Below are 20,085 nucleotides of genomic sequence, written 5' to 3'. Positions count from 1 at the left end.
AAATCAGAATAATCACAGTCAAAAAGCCGTTGGAAAACGGTTTTTTGTTATAATTAAATTAAGATTCATAGATAACAAAGGAGGAAAACATGACATTTGAAGAAATTTTACCAGGACTAAAGGCAAAAAAGAAATACGTGCGTACTGGTTGGGGAGGAGCTGAAAACTATGTCCAGCTTTTTGATACCATCGAACAAAACGGGGTCGCTCTTGAAGTGACACCCTATTTCCTCATCAACGTATCTGGTGAAGGAGAAGGTTTTTCCATGTGGAGTCCGACTCCTTGTGATGTCCTAGCGACGGATTGGGTGGAAGTCCATGACTAAACGTGTCTTAGTTACGGGCGTTAGTTCAGGGATTGGTATGGCTCAAGCTCGACTCTTTTTAGAGAATGGTTATCAAGTTTTTGGTGTGGATCAGGGTGAAAAGCCTGCCTTACAAGGAGACTTTCACTTTCTACAACGTGATTTAACACTTGACTTAGAACCTATTTTTGATTGGTGCCCTCGAGTCGATATTCTTTGTAATACGGCAGGTGTTTTGGATGACTACAAGCCCTTACTAGAACAATCCGCCCAAGAAATTCAAGAGATTTTTGAAATCAATTACGTAACTCCAGTAGAGTTGACTCGCTATTATCTAACTCAAATGTTGGAAAGCAAGAGAGGAATCATCATCAATATGTGCTCCATTGCTTCAAGTCTGGCAGGCGGAGGTGGGCACGCCTATACCTCATCCAAGCATGCATTAGCAGGATTTACCAAACAGTTGGCTTTGGACTATGCAGAAGCTGGCATTCAGGTTTTCGGCATCGCACCAGGTGCAGTTAAGACGGGTATGACGGCAGCTGATTTTGAACCAGGTGGTTTGGCGGACTGGGTAGCTAGTGAAACACCCATCAAACGCTGGATTGAGCCAAGTGAAGTTGCTGAAGTTAGCCTCTTTTTAGCAAGTGGAAATGCATCTGCCATGCAAGGGCAAATTCTCACTATTGATGGTGGTTGGTCTTTGAAGTAATATAGTTGATATTCAGTGAATATGTGGAGGTAAGCTATGAAAAGAGATGAGTTTGGATTTGTCTTGCCCAATCTCTACTATCAGTTTTTATCAGAGTGGGAAGAGATTGACCCATATGAAATTGGAGATTCAGGCATCTGTTTGTACGCTAAGGAGGATCTTCAAGAGCGTAATGAGACTTATCAGATTGAGGAAGTAGAGCCAGATTACTTTATGATTGGACAGGAAGGAGATTTGGCTTACTTTATCAAGAAAAATTCTGATGATTGCATTTATGAAAATGACCTGGGTGCTTTAGGCTCCTTAGAAATGAAAATAGTTGCTGCAAATGTCTATGACTTTATTGAAAAGGTACTAAAAGAAGAATTGTAAAAAAGGAAGGAAGTAATCATGTTTAGAGTGCTAGATTCAGATTCGCCAATTTCAAAAGAAGAATTTTTACAATTTGAGGAGATTCTTGGGAAGAAATTACCGGAGGCTATGATGGACTTTTATCTCAAGTACAACGGTGGTCAGCCTCAAGTAAGTGGTGTCCACGATGAACATCACCTCTTTCCTTTCAATTCCTTTAATTCACTTGAGGAGATGAGGAAGTCTCTTACATGGTATGACGATGAGGCTGTGCCTGCAGGATTTAGGGCTACAGACTTTCTTCATTTTGCCTATGATCCTGGTTCTGGCAATTACGCTCTTTCTCTAAGGGAAGAAGATTATGGTATGGTTTACTTCTATGTTTTAGAAGAGAAAGCTGAGATCTATGGTCAATGGGATTCTTTTGAGGAATTTTTGAACTCTTTTGTTGAAGAGTGAGATTAAAAAGGAGACGGGATGCGAAAACACCAAGAACTTTCACTAGGGCAGATTATCCAGCAGCTACGCGTGGACCAGTTATCTTCAGATAATTTTTGTCTCTATGGCAAGGAGGATGGAGAACTGAAACTGGATAGTCTCTATTGGGTATCCGATTATCCAGATGTTGTGGAAGACTCTGATGTCTACCCAGCTGATGCAACGGATCAACATTTCCAGCTAGTCTACTATGGAGAGCAGTTGATTGATGTTCTTGCAGTCGCACTTGAGGAAAAACCAGATGCAAGTCTCCAAGACTTGGTCGAAGCTTTGAAATATTATCAGCAGCATGATAGTTTTATGCCTTTTGATGATTAAGCAGGTCGATTAGAGAAATGGTATCCAATGACTGATAACTATAAGGATAGAGAATGATGAGAGAATATAAATTTGGTATCCATAACGAGACTATGTAGCAATTCCAGAGGAAAATGAAAAGGTCTGCCTAGTTTTAAGTGATTCTTTAGAGGTTATCAATGAGGAGTTGCCACTGTCTTATAGAGCAAAACTCGATAATCTACTGGATCAATCATCAGTATGGTATCCTAAAGCTTTGGAAAAAATCCAGGAGGAATTTCCAGAACTAGCGCACGCCAGACTCCTATCCATTTTTATCTTGTCTGAACAGACGGACATAGACCTGATTTTTGGTTTGGAATTTGGACTAAGAGAGAATTCGGAGCATGGTAGAGGACTTAAATTCTCCCTCAATAGTTTTGAAATTTTAGAATATGGTATAGGCGAAGTGGCATACTATTAGGTGTAGTCGATGACAAGAGAATCTCTAGAAGATGGAGCAGGATATGGTTGAGAAAGAATGGCGTATTTATTCATCAGAGGATGATAGGGATTGGGTGATTTTATCAGATCGTGATAGGGCTGAAACAAAAGAGGATATCCACTCTGTCAATCAGAAAGAAGCCGTCATGCGGATGTATCGAAGACCGGGGGACTTTGTCTCAGTATCTTTGTTATCTGCTTCTTATGAAATAGACGATGTAACAGGGAAACTTGGACATGAGCGCGATTTCTATTTAAAAATTGAATGCCTGCAAGATGGATGGGCCAGTATCAGCTCTCAGGTCTATAAAAAAGAGGAAGCAGTAACCTTAGCAAACCTCTTTATGGGACTCAGAAAAGATGCGGCTATCAAGCTTTGGAAGTTGAAAAAATTGGGTGAAAATAACCTAGGAGATCGGATAGAGAAATGACAGTCAATATCGATGAATTAGTGAAGGAGCAAGGTTTTTGTGTGGTGCCTACAGAGGAGAAATCACTTACTCTTGACGAAATTCGTTTTAACCTTTTGGCATATTTAGAGAATTATTCTAAAATGGGATTTTCTTTTGTTAAAGCAGGTGACGAACTAGTCGAACTAAGGAAAAATCAGGAGAGCTATAGGCTTTTTGGTCAGTGTTTTTTAGGTGCTTTTGTAATAGGAGAAGAGGAGCAAGTCTTCTTACTTTGCAATCAAGAAGGAAGGGAAGTTTTTCAAGAAGAGAGGATTTATGTCAATACTTCCTTGCATACTTTTGTTTCCTCTTATTCGCTCTTTCTGTCAGCGGTCTTTCTTTTGAAAGCAAAGTTTTATGAAATTGAGCAAGTTGAAGTAGAAGAAATTGCAGTAAACTTGAAGGATCAAGTACTTACCTTGGAAAAGCCTCTTGAACAAGAATTGCCCTTCTGGGAGCACATGGCCTATTTGATAGAAGAAGATGGAATTGTTCTAAGAGATGATCTCTTTCATATCTTAAATAAAGAGCAGTAGGAATGGAATTATATAAATAATGGAGAAAAAATGACCCAGATAAAGATTCGTGAGTGGAATGAAAAGCCAAGAACAAAACTTCGATTTATTAAAACTGGTGATATTTTTTGCTATCAATTTTCGGAGGAAATGTTTGTATTTGGTCAAATTCTTGGAAAAGTGAAGGTTGGTCATGTCATTTAATTTTTCGATTTCTTTCAAGCAAGTCCTACTATAACAGTTGAAAAGCTAAGTAGTGCTCAATTTATAGGTAAGTCCATCATTGTAGACTCCTACACCTTGTTTGATCGAAGTCCAGTATGGTCTTGGCAGATAATTGGTCACCAAGTGGATTTTGATCTAAGCCCTTTTAAAAATTTAGCCTTTAAGTGGGGAGACCCAAATGGTCTTCACTTTGGGAAGGTCTGGCTAGATGGTAGGCGGGAACCTAAGATTTTTTCTAGGGAAGAAGTTGAGGACCTAGACTGGGAAGCCTGTGTCGGAAGTATAGTTTATAACAGAATCTTGGAAGAAGAACTGGTAAGCAGATGAAGTAAAAGAATTTGAGATGGACTATGTAGATGAGTTAACTTCAGGACGTACGCCCTTGGTAAAAAAAGCTGCGAAAAAAATTTTAAAGAGTAAACTAAAAGGATATGGACCATTTTTGCATCAGGCCTTGGAAGGCGAGATGGAAAAACCTAAATCGTGGGAATCACAAATGTACTTGCTCTACGCCATGGCCGCAACGGAATGCACAGAAGAAATTCCCTATCTCAAGTCATTGCTGCTGAGAAACATCCCAACACCTGTAACCTACCGCTCTTTAGCAGTGGCGATTGCTTATCTAGAAAATTTAGAAACAGAGAACTTGTCTTTTGTTTATGAGTCTTTGGAATCGAATAACTCATCTCAAGCTGCAGGTGCTTGTGCAGCGATATATCAGAGAAAGATAGTGCTGAAAGATGACGATTTTAACAAAATTATGTCTTATGTGACTCAGCCTAAATACCTTGAGCATATTGGTCAAGTCACAAATCCATTTTTATTTATTTTAGCTGCTTCTTATCTATATCCAGAACAGAATCGCCAGAAAATTATAGACTTTTCCCGTCAGTTCGATATATCTATCGTCAAGGACTTAATCAATGACGTTACAAAAGGAAAGGACGGCAGAAGAGTTAGCCTATTCTAAAATCTCCTTAAAGAGAGAAGCTGTCACTTCCTTAAAGAGCGAAACATTAACTTTTAAAAATAAGTCTTTTATTCATTTTTTAAAAAGGGGTTCATACTGTGAAATGGTTTGAAAAAGTAGTGGGGAAGGAAAAGATTATTCATTTGTTTGATGGTGATTTGGACTTGAATAATGTATTTCTTGATACTGTATTATGTTACGATTACAAATTAGATCTTGTCCTTTATTTATATGATTTACCAACTAACTTCCCTGAAAAGTGGCAGAAAAGTTCATTCAATGCCATAAAAATTAATTTAGAGTTTTTTAATTTAGATGAAATTCATTTTTATTCTAAGGGGATTCATAAGGTGAAGGGACAACTGGAGCTGCTCTTTTTAGAGAATAAGGTTGAATTCAATTTTATAAACCAAAATGATGTGATGTTATCAGGATCTTCTGACCTAGTTAGAATTGCTGAGATTGGTCCTGTGAAGATTGATACTTAAAGATGTATTCCCAGCTTATTTGAGGAGATTCAGGATGAATAAACAATCCTCCATTGCTAGGAGGGACATCACGACTATGGGAAAAGGGTGAAGGAAGAGCACAAACATTAGACCTTGACCTAAGGCTAAACCTTTCTACAAGAAAAAAACTACGAGACCACGAATATGAAGTTACAGTATTTTGAATTAGATAAGCCCTATGTAGAAAATCAACAGAGGATTGAGGAGCTGATGGATTCAGCTGCGCTAACTTACGAGGAAGCTAGAGTTGAAGACTATCGACAGAATTGGAAAGGTCAGCGAAGAGCGTTCGTATATGAATCCAAATGTATGACCTCTATGATAGAGCGCCTCTTTAAACCGGTTGTGACCAAGGATTGTTGGAAAATCAACGTAGAATGTGTAGATACGATTAGCAATCCAGCTATCATGAATCTACTTGGTGTCTATACTGTTCAGGTCTTATTTGATTTTTCTAGCTATGAAAGTTTGAGTCCATTGGATCAGAAAAAGATGCTCTTAGAGGTCTTGGTAAAAGGGGCGAGGCGCGTGTTTCAGGAGCTCTCTATTCCATGCTCCTTGATAGAGGATGTAATCAATGAAATAGAGAAAAACGATTATGAAAATAGCTGGGAGTGGAAAAGGAAGAAGATCCAATCCACGAGCTATTCCATTCAAGTGGAGCATCAGCTTGATAAGGTGGATTTGTTTTGGAAGATAGAACACAAGGATATGAGCATCCGTCAGTTGATTCAATCCTGCCCTGCTCACGAGATGGACTATGGGGGCAAACTTGGTAGACTGGAAGCGAAAGATAACTTCCTATATCTGTTGGATAAAGAGAATGAGGTTGTGAGCAAGCTAGAGCTGGAAACAATAGCTGAATGAACTCAAAAAAACTAGCCATTGTCCATAAAAGCAAGTAAGTAAGATAGTAGGAAATGGCCATATAACAAAATAGAATACAAAAGATTAAGGGTCAAAAACTATGGTGAATAAATTAGCAAATGTTCGTGAAGGAGAAATTTTCGCAATTCCATTGTTTTTATCGGATAGATCTGATTTAGAGAGATTTAAAAAATCTGATTTCTCTGGGGAAAATAAAAAATTCGCCTATTGTAGAATCATCAAAGATCTAGGTGGTGGCGGTATACTCATAGAGGTTTTTACTTTAATCGATGGATTGTCTCCTGAAATAGAGGACATCATCCAATCAGGAAGGTTATTTCCGCCAATTGCCATAAATGGTCTGGGAATATATAAAAAACGTTGGCCGAAAGTCGGACAACAAGAGAAGTATGACTGCGAAATAGATTCTCATTTTTCTCAAATACAGTTAGTTCTTCCTGCCTTACCGCATGAAAAGCCAAGATTATGGCAGAATGGTCAAGAAAAGTTTATTTCTTTTGAGGAGAGCAAGGATTATGAAGAATGGACAGTTTGGCTTTCTTCTCATTTAGAAAAAAGAATTATTGAAAGTTTAAAAGCAAGAGGAATCAACATTTAGTTATGAAATCAGATAATTTTTTTAAATGACAGAATTGAGGTAGACTGGATGAATTGGGATGATGAGATTGAACGTCTTATAAAAAGTGATTTCTTTTTTAAAATGGGAGAAACTGAACAAATAGATCATGTTATCTTTATAAAAAACGTCAATGAAGCTTTTATAAATCCTACGGAAGAAGCTTTTGAGAATCTATATAAAATAATGAATTGGCTTCCGTCGTCGCTGAGTGATATAGATCCATTTTATGGGGATCTTAAGGTTCCAGAAGAACTTGTAGATTATAGGAAAAGGGTTAGTCAAATTATATTACAAAAGGCAAGAGAGATGGACAAAAGCCTGTTTGTATCCGGAGCGCATGATTTTTCAAATGTTGCTAAAATGGGAATGGCCTTTGCTTTTAGACAATATTTAGTAGAAAAGTCCTTGTCGTTAGGGTCTTATTGGGAAAATATTGTTAACTTGTATTATATGGGACATTGGCCGATAGGGTATTTTGAAGGGATCCTGTTTGCTATTTAAGATAACATGATTAAAAGTAAATACAAAAGTATGAGGCTTTGTTAGAGATTTATTCTGACCTATCAAATGTTTTTCATGAAGCAAGCACCCTTTAGCTAACGAGAGAGTACGAACAATGAGTGAGTTAAAAAAGAGATTATCTTTATTAAAAGTAGAAAAACGAATCAATCAGTTGAAGGGAATAAAGGATGTCCATTTTCTGACCGATAAACCTAAAGAAATTGATTGGTATTGTGGGGAGTTGAATCCTATAGACTCTCCGCTTCCTTGCCTTTATGAGGTTCCTGTTGACCTTGCGACTAAAGGTCTAAGTAAGTCAATTCAAAGTCTAGTTGGCAATAGTAGTCAGTTTATCCTAGTTTTTTGGGAGTTTTCGCCAGTTTACGTCTTGTTTCAAATGGAGTCCCTGGATGACTTTTTGCCCTCTTATTTTACTGAATTTTCTACCAGAGACCTGACGCTTTTCTTTCGCGATCAGGAAAAAGTACTGGATCTCCATTTAGCGGAGGATAAAGTAGAAGTGAGAGTCTTGGAAAATAAGACTAAGAGCCCGTAGATTCTATAAATTGAAAATGAACATAGAATTAGTCAATGAAAGAGGCAAAGAGGAAAGAACGCCATTCTTGGAGAGATAGATGGTAAAGGAAGATTCTAATGTGTGAAAAAGAATATTATTATTATGGCAATAGTGAGTTTATGTCAGGCCTAGGAGGTATTTATACAGAGTTTACTGGTCAGCGTGCAACTCGACAAATTAACGTTTTGAATGGGCACTCTTATGCTTCTTCTTGCCTACAGGATTATGTTCCAGAAGTAGGGTTTCTACTCTATGATGGTCGAAAAGATGAGTTGGATCTATCAGACTCCATCAAGATTAGTCAAGAGGAATTTGAACGAATTTGGGCTCAGGCTGTCGCTAGCGGTCAGAATGATACATAATCGTCAGTTGAAAATAGCCAAATATAATCCCAAAAATGTGAGAGAAGTTCAATTCTGAGCAAAATAAGATGATTCTAGGAATGATCTTAGACTAGTTGTGTAGAATGGATGGTAGTTGTCAATAGTCTATGCAATTGCCAGGTATTGCAAGGATAACCTATATCCATTTAGATTCCTAGGAAAATGCAATGAGGAACTCTCCACATCCTGCTAGAAACAGAGGTAAAGAAATGAAAGAGGCCAAAGAACTCTTCCTAAAAAATGGCTTTTCGCGACTAAAGCGAACCAATAACTATTATAAAATCGATCATGATTTTTACACTGTCGTCTATTTTCAACGAAAATCAGATGGTAGTGCCTATTTCGTAAATGTTGGCCTTCATCCTCTCTTTCTGGAGTCAGGACTGTTAGAAGAAGTGGATTGTGCTTTACGGACGCGATTAGGTTCTATCGAACATAGAAATGGCATGGATCAAGCTGAATTGGAAAAGGCTGTCCAAGAGGCCATTGATTTTACTGCTCAGTATGCGTCGTATCCTACCGTATTTTCGAGCATAGATCCCGAGAAGGATCTTGAGAAGGATTGGTTGTTAAAACAATTCTCTATCACCAAAGTGAACTTATGCAGATTGTATGTTGAGTATTATGATGCCATCGATTCTAAAAAGATAGCTTTGGATTTTGCCAATTATGGATTATCTATTACCTCAAAAATGGCTACTATTCCAAGAAACTTTTTTAAAACCTATATTCGTTTGGGAGATGTTTTAAAAAATTGTTAGTAGTACATTGAGATTAGGAAGGGATGATGGTCAGAGGAGAGGCTTTCTCATTAAAGTAATAGCCAGAATGCTAGTCTAATCCTGTTCAATAAAGGATGTGTCGCTAGAATTGGGGGAAAAGTTGACAAGTAGAGACAATTTTCATAGACAATATTCAGTATTGTGGAATTTAATGATGTCCATAGAAAGTAATGTAGTATCAAGTGAAGAGGTTGAGTTTCTGTATCATTTTGACATGAGCAAAGAGAAAGATGTTGTTACAGTATTTGATGCATTTGTGAAAGAGTATTTCTTGAGTTTAGAAGAAGAAAAACAGCACCAAGTGCTAGAGGTCATTGAGGATATATTACAGGCTGGAAATAACGTAGTTGAGTATTTCTTTGAATATGAATTTGGTTTTGCTTCAAAAGAGCCAAAAAATAAAGTTGCCTTTCTAAAATTAGTAAAGGATATTTTAGTCTCATATTTAACCTTCTCTGACTAGTCGTCATTTTTCCCTTAAATTGGAGGAATGGTATGAATTTGTTTTTTTGATGACTTATATGTGAGATGGACCAGGGAGGATTATCTTGCTCTGAATAGCTTACACTATGAAAATAGAGATAACTGGAAGAATAAGCGTGAGAAAATATTCTCTTTTCTAAGGACAAGTTTGGCTTAACCTTAGATGAAAAAATAGACCTTAGATGCTTTTATTTTGATGTTGGGTTGAGTTTTCAGGACTTAGATGGAGTAGATTTTTCTTATTGCAATACAAAAAATCTTTTGAAATCTGTCAGCAAACAACGAAGCGGGCGTTCGACTTTAGGAATCGCTTAGTTTTTAGTGATTCCATTATTGAAAACTGTAACTTTGCTCATGCAGCATTATCAGGTTGTATTCGATCTCTCCTATCCTCTTCTTGTTTTGACTATGCCACGATTGATGGTGGAGGTCTAGGAGTAAGCCAAGAAATAGTCAATTGTAGTTTTCGTCATGTCAAGTTTCAGAATGCCCTTCTTTCAGGACTTGTATTTCGAAACTGCGACTTTACGGGAGCTATCTTTTATGGCAACTCTACGGTTGAACAGTGCAAGTTTATTCATTGTACTTTTGATAAAGTTCTTTTTAAGACAACGCTGTTAAAAAGATTAGTGAATATTGCGCCTTTTTACGGTTGTGAGTTTTTTGGGGCTTCTCCCTTATCTCTTAAACAAAAGTCGAAGTTGTCCAAAACAATTTCAGTGATGTAATGCTGGTTCTTAAGAGTCAGCCTAAACAGTTGAAAGAGATGCAAGAACTAATCGAAGAGGTTGAAAATAATCTTGAGCTGGCATTCTATGTCGGTCTTGTACCAAAAAGGAAATAAGAAATGAAAAACTATTTACTTGATGAAAGGCTATTTCAGTATCCTGAATCGTTTAAAAAATTGATCGAACTCAATTTAGTTGATTTTGAGATTTGGTATCTGTTGGATTCAGAATGGGCTCTATCTCTGTACAAGGGATTGCAGGAAAGGTACCCAAGCAGAAAGTTGATTCCATTTGCTAAAAGAGGAGATTGTGATGATACAGCTTGTTTTGAAATAGGAAAGGGAAATAAGGTCCAACTTATTCATGACTTTGCTGCCGAAGGATGGGAGCAACGGAATGAGTTTAACGATTTTTGGGAATGGGTAGAATATGCGGTAAAATGCATGATAGAGTATAACAAAGAGGATGGGATTGAATAATCGCAAGCTCTTTTTTAGGGACGAAGGTACTGAACTACAAGGTAAGGAGAATAAATGGAAACGATCACCCAATTATTAAATGAGATTGAAAAAAGTCTCCAACAGCTAGATCATTCTTGTTTAGATCATCTAAATCCGGGATTATCTTCTCAAAAAATTCAAGAATTATTTGAGGAAATTCCATTACAGCCGAACCAGGATTTGCATGCCCTTTATGCTTGGAGAAACGGATCAAAAGATAGTGACGGAATCACACTCGGTGAGCTGGCATTTTTTCCTGGTTTCTATTTGATGTCTCTGGAAGAAAGTATCCAGACCTACTTGGAACTAAAAGAAACGGATGATTGGGAGAAGTCTTGGTTCCCAATTTTTGCTAGCGGAGGAGGAGATTTTTATGCCATGATCCTGGCTCCAGAAGCTCAGGGGAAAATACTTGGTTTTTATGTATTTGAAGAGGGGGATCAGGTCGAATACCTGTCATTGAAATCTATGCTTGCAACCCTTAAAACGTGTTATGAGCAAGGTATCATTTTCCGGAATGAACAAGGCTACTTGGATATGGATTATAGAAAGCATGCTGAGGTAGCACATGAGATAAATCCAGATGTGAAGATATGGCTGGAATTCTTAAAGGAGACGTAAGACGAATGACTGAGGAGAGAAAAATGACAGTAGTTACTGTATTAAAAAAGATCATTAAACTCTATGAGGAAACAACGTTTATTCCCCAATCGGTGAGTTTTTCAAACGAAAAATTAAGGATCCAGTCCTCAGATTTTACAGGAGAATTACTTGATTATTATCAACATGTAGTGTTCAATGAGGATTTATTTTTTGCTAATCAAAATTTTAATATCATTTTGTTGGCATTAGATTCTCCTGCAAGGACAGTCGAATGTTGGGCCTTACAAGATATTCTTCAGTTTAGTGAAGGACAATACCAGATATTCGCTACTACAGATACAGACGATATTCTTTTCTGTGATATGAAAGATGAAAGTTCTCCAGTTTACGCGGGCAGTCCAGGAGATCCTAACTTCAATAAACTCAGCGCAAGTTTGACGGAGTTTTTTGAATTCTATTTTGCTTTTTCAAATTTTTGGAACCAAAGAGAAGATGTCCCTCTGGAGGAATATACTACAGGGACAGGTGACTTGATAGAGCGCTACCTTTCCCCGGATGTCCAAGCGACAGCGAAAGAATATCTATTTCGATAAAATTTATCTGAGAAAAGCCTTTCTAAATAACAAAAAGTGAACTGGATAGGAGAAAAGAAATGAAAGTGAAAGAACTAATCGAAGAGGTTGAAAATGATGCTGAGTTAGTATCGTATTTAAACCAGGTTCCCAAAAAGAATAAAAAACCCCAAGCTAGCTATCTCGAGTCGCTGAATCATCTGGCCTATTTACTTTATCTGGATAGTCAAGAGGAAATGGCTAAGAAATTATTGGAGAATGTCATACAAGTCCCATTTGAAGGGGATTATAACACTTGGACCTTTGTTGATAGTTCTCTGGTTTTATTGGCCTATATGGAAAGAGAAACAGAAAATAAGCTATCTGCCTATAAAAAACTCCTTTTGTCTCCGTTAGAACAAGGGGAGGAATCCACTCAAAACATAAGAAGGAGAGTTCATCAGAGATTTTTGAATGGTGATAGCTTGGAGCAAAAGCTTGCAAAAATTAAGCAAGCTTCAAGTCCTGAATCAGAAATGGAACGTCGTCTGCTATACTTGACAGATTTATTGAAGATTCACCTCTTTATTGCTGAGTCAACGTGTGAAGAGACAGATATTCAGGCAAAAATTGAAGAGAATATGGAGATACTGAAGAAGTATATCAAGGAACATGAAATCTATAGCCTCTTTCCTTTTAAGGGATAAGGTGAGCTAGAAATCTTTGACTTTTAGAAAGAGTGGAATATGGAAATCAAAAATCACTTTGGTGTCTATGGCATTTGCTATGAGAATGGGAAATTGCTTTGCATTGAGAAAACGAGAGGACCTTATCAACATCGTTTTGATTTACCTGGTGGTAGTCAGGAAGTAGTGGAGGGGCTGACAGAAACTCTCAAGAGAGAAGTTCTTGAAGAGACAGGGTATTCTCTTAGCAGTTATTCAAATCCTAGAATTTACGATGTGATGGTTCAAGAAAATGGTGAAGACTTCGCAGTTCACCATATCATGGCCTTTTATGATATCGTACTCGATTTCGAAGGCACTCAACAATCCCTTCCTCAAGAGGTTCTTGATGGAAGCAATGATTCAGCAAATGTAGTTTGGGTCCCTATTGAGCAAATGACCCAAGAAAATGCCTCACCCTTAGTATTGAAGGCGAAGGCAGAGTTACGAGGATTTCCAGAATTGGACATGACAAGCTATAAGAATTGGAAGGTAAAATTGAGGAATAATGGAACTATTTAAAACATGGAAGAAATATATGGTTCTCTATGGTCTTAAATCTCAAATCGGGACTGTTTATCGAAACAGTGATAGGACAACGAGCTTTTATGATATTGGGAATTTTCTATACCTAGCAGGGGAGTTGGATTCCAGATTTTGGGAAGATTTTGTTAGGCAATATGGTTTAGATTATAAGATTATTATTTCAGAAGACACTAAGTGGCAAGATTTTCTGCATCAGCAAGGTGGGTTAATTTCTTTTACTCGCTATTCTTTTAAGGATAAGGCAAATTTTAAAGTTGAATTTCTAAATGATCTAGTTACTCATATAGAGGAAGGTTACAATATTGTGCCTATTGATAATCGTATTTATAACTGCCTTTCTGAGGAAGAATGGTCACAAGATTTACAGGGGGAATTTGAGTCCTACCAAGATTTTGCTTTAAAAGGTGGATTTGGCTTTGTTATTCTTAAAGATAATGAAGTGATTGCTGGGATTTCGTCAGGGTTAGTTTACCGTGGAGCAGTTGAAGTGGAAGTTGCAACTAGACCAAACGAACAAGGAAATGGATTTGCAAAAAAGCTTGGTGCTACAATGATTCTAGAGAGTTTAAATAATAGAGATATGTTTCCACTTTGGGATGCTCATAACGAGGCTTCTAAAAAAGTAGCAGAATTTTTAGGATATAAGTTAGCTGAACCTTATGAAGCTTTTGAACTAGAGGAAAGTGTCATATAATGATATGTGATAATGTATCTTTTAAGACGAGGTGAATGGCTATGCAAAATCAACTAGCTCTTAGTGGCGAAAGAATTGTTGAAAAAGTTTACCCACAACTATTGCACCACGTCGGCATGATTCGTGGCGAATATTTGGTGAGGGAGATTAGTCAAAATATACTGCTAAAAAGTTGTCAGCAATTTGTAAAAGATTATCTAGACACTATTTGCCATTTGTACCCAGATGAAGAAGTCTGGTATCGCTTTTCAGAGTTAACAAATGCAGAAGCAAATTGTCTAGACGGGACTAAAGAGTATTTTGATGAACGCCACCCCTTATTTGGATATAGAGGGACTAGGCGTTTACTGGCGTGTTTGGATGAATTTCAGGCTGAGGCATATGTCGTTACAGAAGTTTATCAAACCAATCCCAATTTGTCCGTTATTTTTCCTTTTGTCAATGATGCCGACCAATTAAAACAAGCTATTAGAGTGTTACATCAGTATGGTTTTGCTGGAAAAGTTGGCACAATGATTGAATTACCGTCAGCTTATTTTGACTTGGACAGGATACTGGAAACTGGTATTTCAAAGATTGTAGTGGGAATGAATGATTTGACTTCTTTTGTTTTTGCGACTGTGAGGAACAGTCAATGGCATGATATGGAAAGTCCCATTATGTTAGAAATGCTGAGACAGATACAGGATAAAGCAAGGACGAAAAAGATAGATTTCGCCGTGGCAGGATATCTGAATGCTTCTTTCATGCAAAGAATGAATCAGATGGATATCAAATGCATGATCCACTACAGTTCTATTCCAGAGATTTTTAATTTAGAGATTGACCATCCAGACCATCTCAAACGTGTAAAAGAAGAAAGTAAAAAAATACAAAGGAGCAACCTATGACACCTCAAGAAATGTGGAATGCCTACAAGCAAATCAACCCCTCTATCGGAGATGAGATAGACGCCTGGGCCTTTGGAGTGGATCCAGACCTTTTAGCGGATCTGGTCTTTAAAGGAGAAAAAACAGCAACAGCTTCAGCTTACGATCTTTACGCAGTAGAGGACGAACCTCTTCCCCAAGAAGGGACCTTTGATGTTATTTTAGACAGTAAGGATCAAGCTGTTTGCATCGTCGAAATTACAAAGGTTTCCGTTCAGCCTTTCCATCAGGTTTCAGCCGACCATGCCTACAAGGAAGGCGAAGGAGACAAATCTCTGGCCTACTGGCGTCAGGTTCATGAGGACTTTTTCAGAGACTGCCTAGGAGAAGCAGGTTTGACTTTTACACCTGAAAGCAAGGTTGTTTTGGAAGAATTTCGCAAGGTCTACCCTCTGTAGACTACTAGAAGGAAGAAAGTTTTGGAAATCATCGTCCAAAGCTTTTTTCTGACTTAAAATATGATAAAATAGGTATGTTTGAACTAGAGCATTTGCTCAGAAATTTAGAATAGGAGAAAATGATGCAAGCAGTAGAACATTATATCGAAAAATTTGTTCCTGAACATTACGATTTGTTTTTAGACTTGAGTCGTGAGACCAAGACGTTTTCAGGAAAAGTAACCATTTCTGGTCAAGCTAAAAGTGACCGTATTTCCCTTCACCAAAAAGACCTAGAAATTGCTTCTGTTGAAGTAGCAGGCCAAGCTCGTCCATTTACAGTTGATAATGAAAACGAAGCTCTTCATATCGAACTTGAAGAAGCTGGTTCAGTTGAATTGGTTCTAGCATTTTCAAGTAAAATCACAGACAACATGACAGGAATCTACCCATCATACTATACAGTTGATGGTGTTAAGAAGGAAGTTTTGTCAACTCAGTTTGAAAGTCACTTTGCTCGTGAAGCCTTCCCATGTGTGGACGAACCAGAAGCCAAAGCAACCTTTGATCTAGCTCTTCGATTTGACCAAGCAGAAGGTGAATTGGCCTTGTCTAACATGCCAGAGATTGACGTTGAAAACCGCAAGGAAACTGGTATCTGGAAATTTGAGACAACTCCACGTATGTCTTCTTACTTGCTAGCTTTCGCGGCTGGAGACTTGCAAGGGGTAACTGCTACAACTAAAAATGGTACTTTGGTAGGTGTTTACTCAACCAAAGCACATCCACTTTCTAACCTTGAATTCTCACTAGACATCGCTGTTCGTTCAATCGAATTTTACGAAGACTACTATGGTGTCAAATATCCAATTCCTCAATCTCTTCATATCGCCCTTCCTGACTTCTCATCAGGTGCTATGGAAAACTGGGGTCTTGTCACTTACCGTGAAGTTTACTTGGTTGTGGACGAAAACTCAACCTTTGCCAGTCGTCAACAAGTTGCTCTTGTCATTGCCCATGAGCTTGCTCACCAATGGTTTGGTAACCTTGTGACTATGAAGTGGTGGGATGACCTTTGGCTCAATGAAAGCTTCGCTAACATGATGGAATATGTCTGTGTGGACGCCATCGAACCAAGCTGGAATATCTTTGAAGACTTCCAAACAAGTGGTGTTCCTTCAGCTCTTAAACGTGATGCGACAGATGGTGTTCAGTCAGTTCACGTAGAAGTGACTCATCCAGACGAAATCAATACTCTCTTTGACCCTGCTATTGTTTATGCTAAGGGTAGCCGTCTCATGCACATGCTTCGCCGTTGGTTAGGAGATGCTGATTTTGCTAAAGGTTTGCATGCTTACTTTGAAAAACACCAATACGGAAATACCATTGGTCGTGACCTTTGGAATGCACTTGGACAAGCATCTGGTCGTGATGTAGCAGCTTTCATGGATTCTTGGTTGGAACAACCTGGTTATCCAGTCCTTACTGCCACAGTTGAAAATGATGTTTTGAAGATTTCACAAAAACAATTCTTCATCGGTGAACACGAAGACAAGAACCGTCTCTGGGTAGTGCCACTTAACAGCAACTGGAAAGGACTACCAGATACTCTCGAAACAGAAAGCATCGAAATTCCTGGCTATGCAGCACTTCTTGCTGAAAACAAAGGAGCCCTTCGTCTTAACACAGAAAATACAGCACATTACATTACAGACTATCAAGGCGACTTATTGGATGCTGTTCTTTCAGAATTAGTAGAACTTGATAACACAAGCAAACTTCAAATCGTTCAAGAACGTCGTTTGCTAGCTGAAGCTGGTCACATTTCATACGCAGACTTGCTTCCAGTAGTGGATCAATTGGCACAAGAAGAATCTTACCTAGTTGTTGCTGCCGTTTCTCAAGTTATTACAGCCCTTGAACGCTTCATTGATGAAGGAACAGAGGCAGAAAAAGCCTTTAAAGCCCTTATTGCTAAACTGGCTCGTTACAACTATGACCGTCTTGGCTTTGAAGCTAAAGAAGGTGAATCTGATGAGGATGAATTGGTTCGTCAATTAACCATTTCTATGATGATTCGTTCAAATGATGAAGAAGCTAGTCAAGTTGCTAGCCAAATTTTCGCAGCCCACAAGGATAATCTTTCAGGACTTCCAGCAGCTATTCGTTCACAAGTTCTCATCAATGAAATGAAACACCATGAGACTAAGGAATTGGTCGCAACTTATCTCGATCTCTATACTCATGCGACAGATGCCGCCTTTAAACGCCAATTGGCAGCAGCCCTTGCTTATGCGACAGATGCAGAGAACATCCAAACACTGCTTGCAACTTGGAAGGACAAATTTGTCGTGAAACCACAGGACCTTTCAGCATGGTATCTCCAATTCCTCGGACACCAAGCAACTCAAGAAATTGTATGGGTGTGGGCACGTGAAAACTGGGATTGGATTAAGGCAGCTCTTGGTGGTGATATGAGTTTTGACAGTTTTGTCATCTTCCCATCACACATCTTTAAAACAGAGCAACGCTTGGCAGAATACAAGGCATTCTATGAACCACAACTTTCTGACCTTGCCCTTAGCCGTAATATCCGCATGGGAATTAAGGATATCGCAGCTCGCGTTGAATTGATTAAGCGTGAAAAAGCAGCAGTTGAAGCAGTTGTAGCTCAATATAGCAAAGCTTAAAAGATTCTAGTCTAAATAGATGACAAAAACTCAACTTTCTCTTGGAAAAACAAGGGAAGTTGAGTTTTTTTTAAGATATTTTTGCTATAATAGGTATAATAAGGAGGAATTTTTGATGATCAAAATTCTATTAGTGGAAGATGACCTAGGCCTGTCAAATTCAGTCTTTGATTTCTTGGATGATTTTGCAGATGTCATGCAGGTTTTTGATGGAGAAGAAGGTCTTTATGAGGCTGAAAGTGGTGTTTATGATTTGATTCTATTGGACTTGATGTTGCCTGAAAAAAATGGGTTCCAAGTTTTAAAAGAATTGCGCGAAAAAGGTATTTCGACTCCTGTTCTGATCATGACAGCCAAGGAAAGTCTCGATGATAAGGGACACGGATTTGAGCTTGGGGCAGATGATTATCTAACAAAACCATTTTATCTAGAAGAACTCAAGATGCGTATCCAGGCCCTGCTCAAACGTTCTGGCAAATTCAATGAAAATACCCTTTCCTATGGTGATTTGACTGTCAATCTCTCTACTAATGAGGTTAAAGTCAATGAGACTGCTGTTGAATTATTGGGTAAAGAATTTGATCTCTTGGTTTATTTCCTCCAAAATCAAAATGTAATCTTACCCAAAACCCAGATTTTTGACCGTTTGTGGGGATTTGATAGTGACACCACTATCTCTGTCGTAGAGGTTTACGTATCAAAAGTTCGTAAGAAATTAAAGGGATCAGTCTTTGCTGAAAACCTCCAAACCTTGCGTAGTGTTGGGTATATTTTAAAACATGTTTAATAAATTTAAAAAGAATTGGTATGCAGAAGATTTTAGCTACTTTATCCGTAACTTTGGAGTATTTACTCTGATTTTCTCTGCTATGACCTTGATTATCTTGCAGGTTATGCACTCCAGTCTCTACACATCGGTTGATGAGAAGCTTCTGTCTCTCAGTGGCAATCCTCAAGATGTCATCCAGTTGGCTGTTAATCGAGCAACAGATGAAGTCAAAGATTTCAATAGTCAATCCGTGACTCCATCAACGGATAAAAAACCAACGGTCAGTTCCAATACAGAAGTGATTTTATTGGACTCTAATTTAAATCAACTAGTAGCTGGAAATCGCTTTTTAGGTCTTGATAGGGTTACATTTAATAAAAAGGATTTGAATCACATTAGACAGCTTCATGTTCAGAATAGCTATGGGCAGGATGAGATTTACCGAGTGATTTTATCTGAAATAAATATCGATTCTGTCTCGACCAATATCAAGTATGCAGCGGTTTTGATGAATACCAGTCAGATAGAGCAAATCAGTCAAAATCACGAGCAATTAATCGTGGTAGTCATGGCTAGCTTCTGGATTTTATCCATCCTTGCCAGCCTTTATCTTGCGCGTGTCAGTGTCAAACCTTTACTTGAGAGCATGCAAAAGCAACAGAGCTTTGTGGAAAATGCCAGTCATGAGTTACGAACTCCGTTGGCTGTTCTTCAAAATCGTCTAGAAACTCTTTTCAGAAAACCTGAGGCAACCATTATGGAGTCAAGTGAGAGTATTGCCTCCAGTCTAGAAGAAGTTCGGAACATGCGATTTTTAACGACTAATCTACTTAATTTAGCTCGTCGTGATGACGGTATTAAACCGGAGTTAGGAGAGGTAGAGCCGGATTTCTTTAACACAACTTTTACCAACTATGAAATGATTGCGTCTGAAAATAACCGTGCTTTTCATTTTGAAAATCGTATTCATCGGACCATCATAACAGATAAGCTTCTTCTTAAGCAACTGATGACTATCTTGTTTGACAATGCTGTCAAGTACACTGAAGAAGAAGGAGATATTCATTTTGTCATTGCTACGACGGAGCGTAATCTCTATTTGTCAGTAGCTGATGATGGAATTGGTATTTCTGCAGCAGATAAAAAGAAAATTTTTGATCGCTTTTATCGAGTTGACAAAGCTCGTACTCGCCAAAAAGGCGGCTTTGGGTTAGGTTTGTCTTTAGCAAAACAGATTGTCGATGCCTTAAAAGGAACCATCAGTGTTAAGGATAACAAACCACATGGTACGATTTTTGAAGTAAAAATCGCCATCCAAACACCATCCAAGCGTAAAAATAAATAAAAAAAGCTGTGAATTAGAAAGCGGTAGACCAAGTATCGCTTTTCTAGTCGCAGCTCTTTAGTTATCGTAGAAAAAATA

30 protein-coding genes are annotated in these 20,085 nt (G+C 38.2%); all 30 read left to right on the top strand.

What is annotated here, in order from left to right; genetic code table 11:
- The first annotated feature begins 89 nt into the window (after window positions 1-89).
- The 30 genes from HMPREF1116_RS04240 (at window position 90) to HMPREF1116_RS04105 (ending at window position 20,007) form a co-directional block, all read left to right on the top strand.
- The gene (locus tag HMPREF1116_RS04240; RefSeq protein WP_000141913.1) at window positions 90-326 is read left to right on the top strand and encodes a DUF2829 domain-containing protein; all 237 of its coding nucleotides are present in this window, start codon (window positions 90-92) and stop codon (window positions 324-326) included.
- Entirely contained in the window at window positions 319-1,017 is a 699-nt protein-coding gene (locus HMPREF1116_RS04235) for a 3-oxoacyl-ACP reductase (RefSeq protein ID WP_000167126.1), read from the top strand. The genes HMPREF1116_RS04240 and HMPREF1116_RS04235 overlap by 8 nt, the downstream gene beginning before the upstream one ends.
- Window positions 1,018-1,053: 36 nt before the next feature.
- The gene (locus HMPREF1116_RS04230) at window positions 1,054-1,389 is read left to right on the top strand and encodes a hypothetical protein (RefSeq protein ID WP_000817381.1); all 336 of its coding nucleotides are present in this window, start codon (window positions 1,054-1,056) and stop codon (window positions 1,387-1,389) included.
- A gap of 18 nt (window positions 1,390-1,407) precedes the next feature.
- The gene (locus HMPREF1116_RS04225; protein ID WP_000490219.1) at window positions 1,408-1,827 is read left to right on the top strand and encodes an SMI1/KNR4 family protein; all 420 of its coding nucleotides are present in this window, start codon (window positions 1,408-1,410) and stop codon (window positions 1,825-1,827) included.
- An 18-nt stretch (window positions 1,828-1,845) separates the two neighbouring features.
- A complete protein-coding gene (locus tag HMPREF1116_RS04220; protein WP_001225543.1) occupies window positions 1,846-2,184 on the top strand; it encodes a DUF7716 domain-containing protein in 339 nt (112 codons plus the stop codon).
- A gap of 235 nt (window positions 2,185-2,419) precedes the next feature.
- Entirely contained in the window at window positions 2,420-2,626 is a 207-nt protein-coding gene (locus HMPREF1116_RS12310; protein WP_231161323.1) for a hypothetical protein, read from the top strand.
- A 43-nt stretch (window positions 2,627-2,669) separates the two neighbouring features.
- Window positions 2,670-3,077 carry a hypothetical protein gene (locus HMPREF1116_RS04215; RefSeq protein ID WP_025171242.1) on the top strand — a complete coding sequence of 136 codons (408 nt, stop codon included), beginning with the start codon at window positions 2,670-2,672 and terminating at the stop codon, window positions 3,075-3,077.
- A 20-nt stretch (window positions 3,078-3,097) separates the two neighbouring features.
- The gene (locus HMPREF1116_RS04210; RefSeq protein WP_231161322.1) at window positions 3,098-3,634 is read left to right on the top strand and encodes an immunity protein; all 537 of its coding nucleotides are present in this window, start codon (window positions 3,098-3,100) and stop codon (window positions 3,632-3,634) included.
- A gap of 30 nt (window positions 3,635-3,664) precedes the next feature.
- The gene (locus tag HMPREF1116_RS12305) at window positions 3,665-3,817 is read left to right on the top strand and encodes a hypothetical protein (protein WP_007554681.1); all 153 of its coding nucleotides are present in this window, start codon (window positions 3,665-3,667) and stop codon (window positions 3,815-3,817) included.
- Between the two features lie 364 nt (window positions 3,818-4,181).
- Window positions 4,182-4,808: a hypothetical protein gene (locus HMPREF1116_RS04200; RefSeq protein ID WP_000386785.1), complete on the top strand. Its 627-nt coding sequence runs from the start codon at window positions 4,182-4,184 to the stop codon at window positions 4,806-4,808.
- A 98-nt stretch (window positions 4,809-4,906) separates the two neighbouring features.
- Window positions 4,907-5,296, top strand: a complete 390-nt coding sequence (locus tag HMPREF1116_RS04195; RefSeq protein WP_000870785.1) for an Imm50 family immunity protein — start codon at window positions 4,907-4,909, stop codon at window positions 5,294-5,296.
- Window positions 5,297-5,461: 165 nt separating this feature from the next.
- Window positions 5,462-6,184 carry a hypothetical protein gene (locus tag HMPREF1116_RS04190; RefSeq protein ID WP_000776426.1) on the top strand — a complete coding sequence of 241 codons (723 nt, stop codon included), beginning with the start codon at window positions 5,462-5,464 and terminating at the stop codon, window positions 6,182-6,184.
- Between the two features lie 100 nt (window positions 6,185-6,284).
- Entirely contained in the window at window positions 6,285-6,803 is a 519-nt protein-coding gene (locus HMPREF1116_RS04185; RefSeq protein WP_000247515.1) for an Imm26 family immunity protein, read from the top strand.
- Window positions 6,804-6,851: 48 nt separating this feature from the next.
- Entirely contained in the window at window positions 6,852-7,325 is a 474-nt protein-coding gene (locus tag HMPREF1116_RS04180) for a hypothetical protein (RefSeq protein WP_001103905.1), read from the top strand.
- 115 nt (window positions 7,326-7,440) lie between these two features.
- The gene (locus tag HMPREF1116_RS04175; protein WP_001292491.1) at window positions 7,441-7,881 is read left to right on the top strand and encodes a hypothetical protein; all 441 of its coding nucleotides are present in this window, start codon (window positions 7,441-7,443) and stop codon (window positions 7,879-7,881) included.
- Between the two features lie 98 nt (window positions 7,882-7,979).
- On the top strand, window positions 7,980-8,264 hold the full coding sequence (locus HMPREF1116_RS04170; RefSeq protein ID WP_000333246.1) for a hypothetical protein: 285 nt from the start codon (window positions 7,980-7,982) through the stop codon (window positions 8,262-8,264).
- Between the two features lie 230 nt (window positions 8,265-8,494).
- A complete protein-coding gene (locus HMPREF1116_RS04165) occupies window positions 8,495-9,046 on the top strand; it encodes a DUF4304 domain-containing protein (protein WP_025171241.1) in 552 nt (183 codons plus the stop codon).
- A 121-nt stretch (window positions 9,047-9,167) separates the two neighbouring features.
- Window positions 9,168-9,530, top strand: a complete 363-nt coding sequence (locus HMPREF1116_RS04160; protein WP_231161321.1) for a hypothetical protein — start codon at window positions 9,168-9,170, stop codon at window positions 9,528-9,530.
- 262 nt (window positions 9,531-9,792) lie between these two features.
- Window positions 9,793-10,278 carry a pentapeptide repeat-containing protein gene (locus HMPREF1116_RS0102015; RefSeq protein WP_001199625.1) on the top strand — a complete coding sequence of 162 codons (486 nt, stop codon included), beginning with the start codon at window positions 9,793-9,795 and terminating at the stop codon, window positions 10,276-10,278.
- Between the two features lie 119 nt (window positions 10,279-10,397).
- The gene (locus HMPREF1116_RS04155) at window positions 10,398-10,757 is read left to right on the top strand and encodes a hypothetical protein (protein ID WP_000800850.1); all 360 of its coding nucleotides are present in this window, start codon (window positions 10,398-10,400) and stop codon (window positions 10,755-10,757) included.
- A gap of 54 nt (window positions 10,758-10,811) precedes the next feature.
- Window positions 10,812-11,399, top strand: a complete 588-nt coding sequence (locus HMPREF1116_RS04150; RefSeq protein WP_000447967.1) for an SMI1/KNR4 family protein — start codon at window positions 10,812-10,814, stop codon at window positions 11,397-11,399.
- Between the two features lie 23 nt (window positions 11,400-11,422).
- On the top strand, window positions 11,423-11,974 hold the full coding sequence (locus tag HMPREF1116_RS04145) for a hypothetical protein (RefSeq protein WP_231161320.1): 552 nt from the start codon (window positions 11,423-11,425) through the stop codon (window positions 11,972-11,974).
- A gap of 59 nt (window positions 11,975-12,033) precedes the next feature.
- Complete coding sequence (locus HMPREF1116_RS04140; RefSeq protein WP_000864987.1) at window positions 12,034-12,639, top strand: DUF6707 family protein; 606 nt, start codon at window positions 12,034-12,036, stop codon at window positions 12,637-12,639.
- A 39-nt stretch (window positions 12,640-12,678) separates the two neighbouring features.
- On the top strand, window positions 12,679-13,179 hold the full coding sequence (locus HMPREF1116_RS04135) for an NUDIX hydrolase (RefSeq protein ID WP_000403620.1): 501 nt from the start codon (window positions 12,679-12,681) through the stop codon (window positions 13,177-13,179).
- On the top strand, window positions 13,166-13,897 hold the full coding sequence (locus HMPREF1116_RS04130) for a GNAT family N-acetyltransferase (protein ID WP_000418701.1): 732 nt from the start codon (window positions 13,166-13,168) through the stop codon (window positions 13,895-13,897). The genes HMPREF1116_RS04135 and HMPREF1116_RS04130 overlap by 14 nt, the downstream gene beginning before the upstream one ends.
- A gap of 41 nt (window positions 13,898-13,938) precedes the next feature.
- Entirely contained in the window at window positions 13,939-14,787 is an 849-nt protein-coding gene (locus HMPREF1116_RS04125; RefSeq protein WP_001180930.1) for a putative PEP-binding protein, read from the top strand.
- Window positions 14,784-15,224, top strand: a complete 441-nt coding sequence (locus tag HMPREF1116_RS04120; RefSeq protein WP_000188811.1) for an ASCH domain-containing protein — start codon at window positions 14,784-14,786, stop codon at window positions 15,222-15,224. Before HMPREF1116_RS04125 ends, HMPREF1116_RS04120 begins: the two co-directional genes overlap by 4 nt.
- A 122-nt stretch (window positions 15,225-15,346) precedes the next feature.
- Window positions 15,347-17,893 (top strand): M1 family metallopeptidase, encoded by a 2,547-nt coding sequence (locus HMPREF1116_RS04115; protein ID WP_001149149.1) that lies wholly within the window; start codon window positions 15,347-15,349, stop codon window positions 17,891-17,893.
- A 115-nt stretch (window positions 17,894-18,008) separates the two neighbouring features.
- Window positions 18,009-18,680, top strand: coding sequence for a response regulator transcription factor (locus tag HMPREF1116_RS04110; protein WP_000590623.1), 672 nt, complete (start codon window positions 18,009-18,011; stop codon window positions 18,678-18,680).
- A complete protein-coding gene (locus tag HMPREF1116_RS04105) occupies window positions 18,673-20,007 on the top strand; it encodes a sensor histidine kinase (protein ID WP_000482112.1) in 1,335 nt (444 codons plus the stop codon). Before HMPREF1116_RS04110 ends, HMPREF1116_RS04105 begins: the two co-directional genes overlap by 8 nt.
- Window positions 20,008-20,085 lie beyond the last annotated feature (78 nt).

The organism is Streptococcus sp. SK140 (genome assembly GCF_000259525.1).
GTDB lineage: Bacteria > Bacillota > Bacilli > Lactobacillales > Streptococcaceae > Streptococcus.
This window is presented reverse-complemented; position numbering and strand designations above follow the sequence as displayed.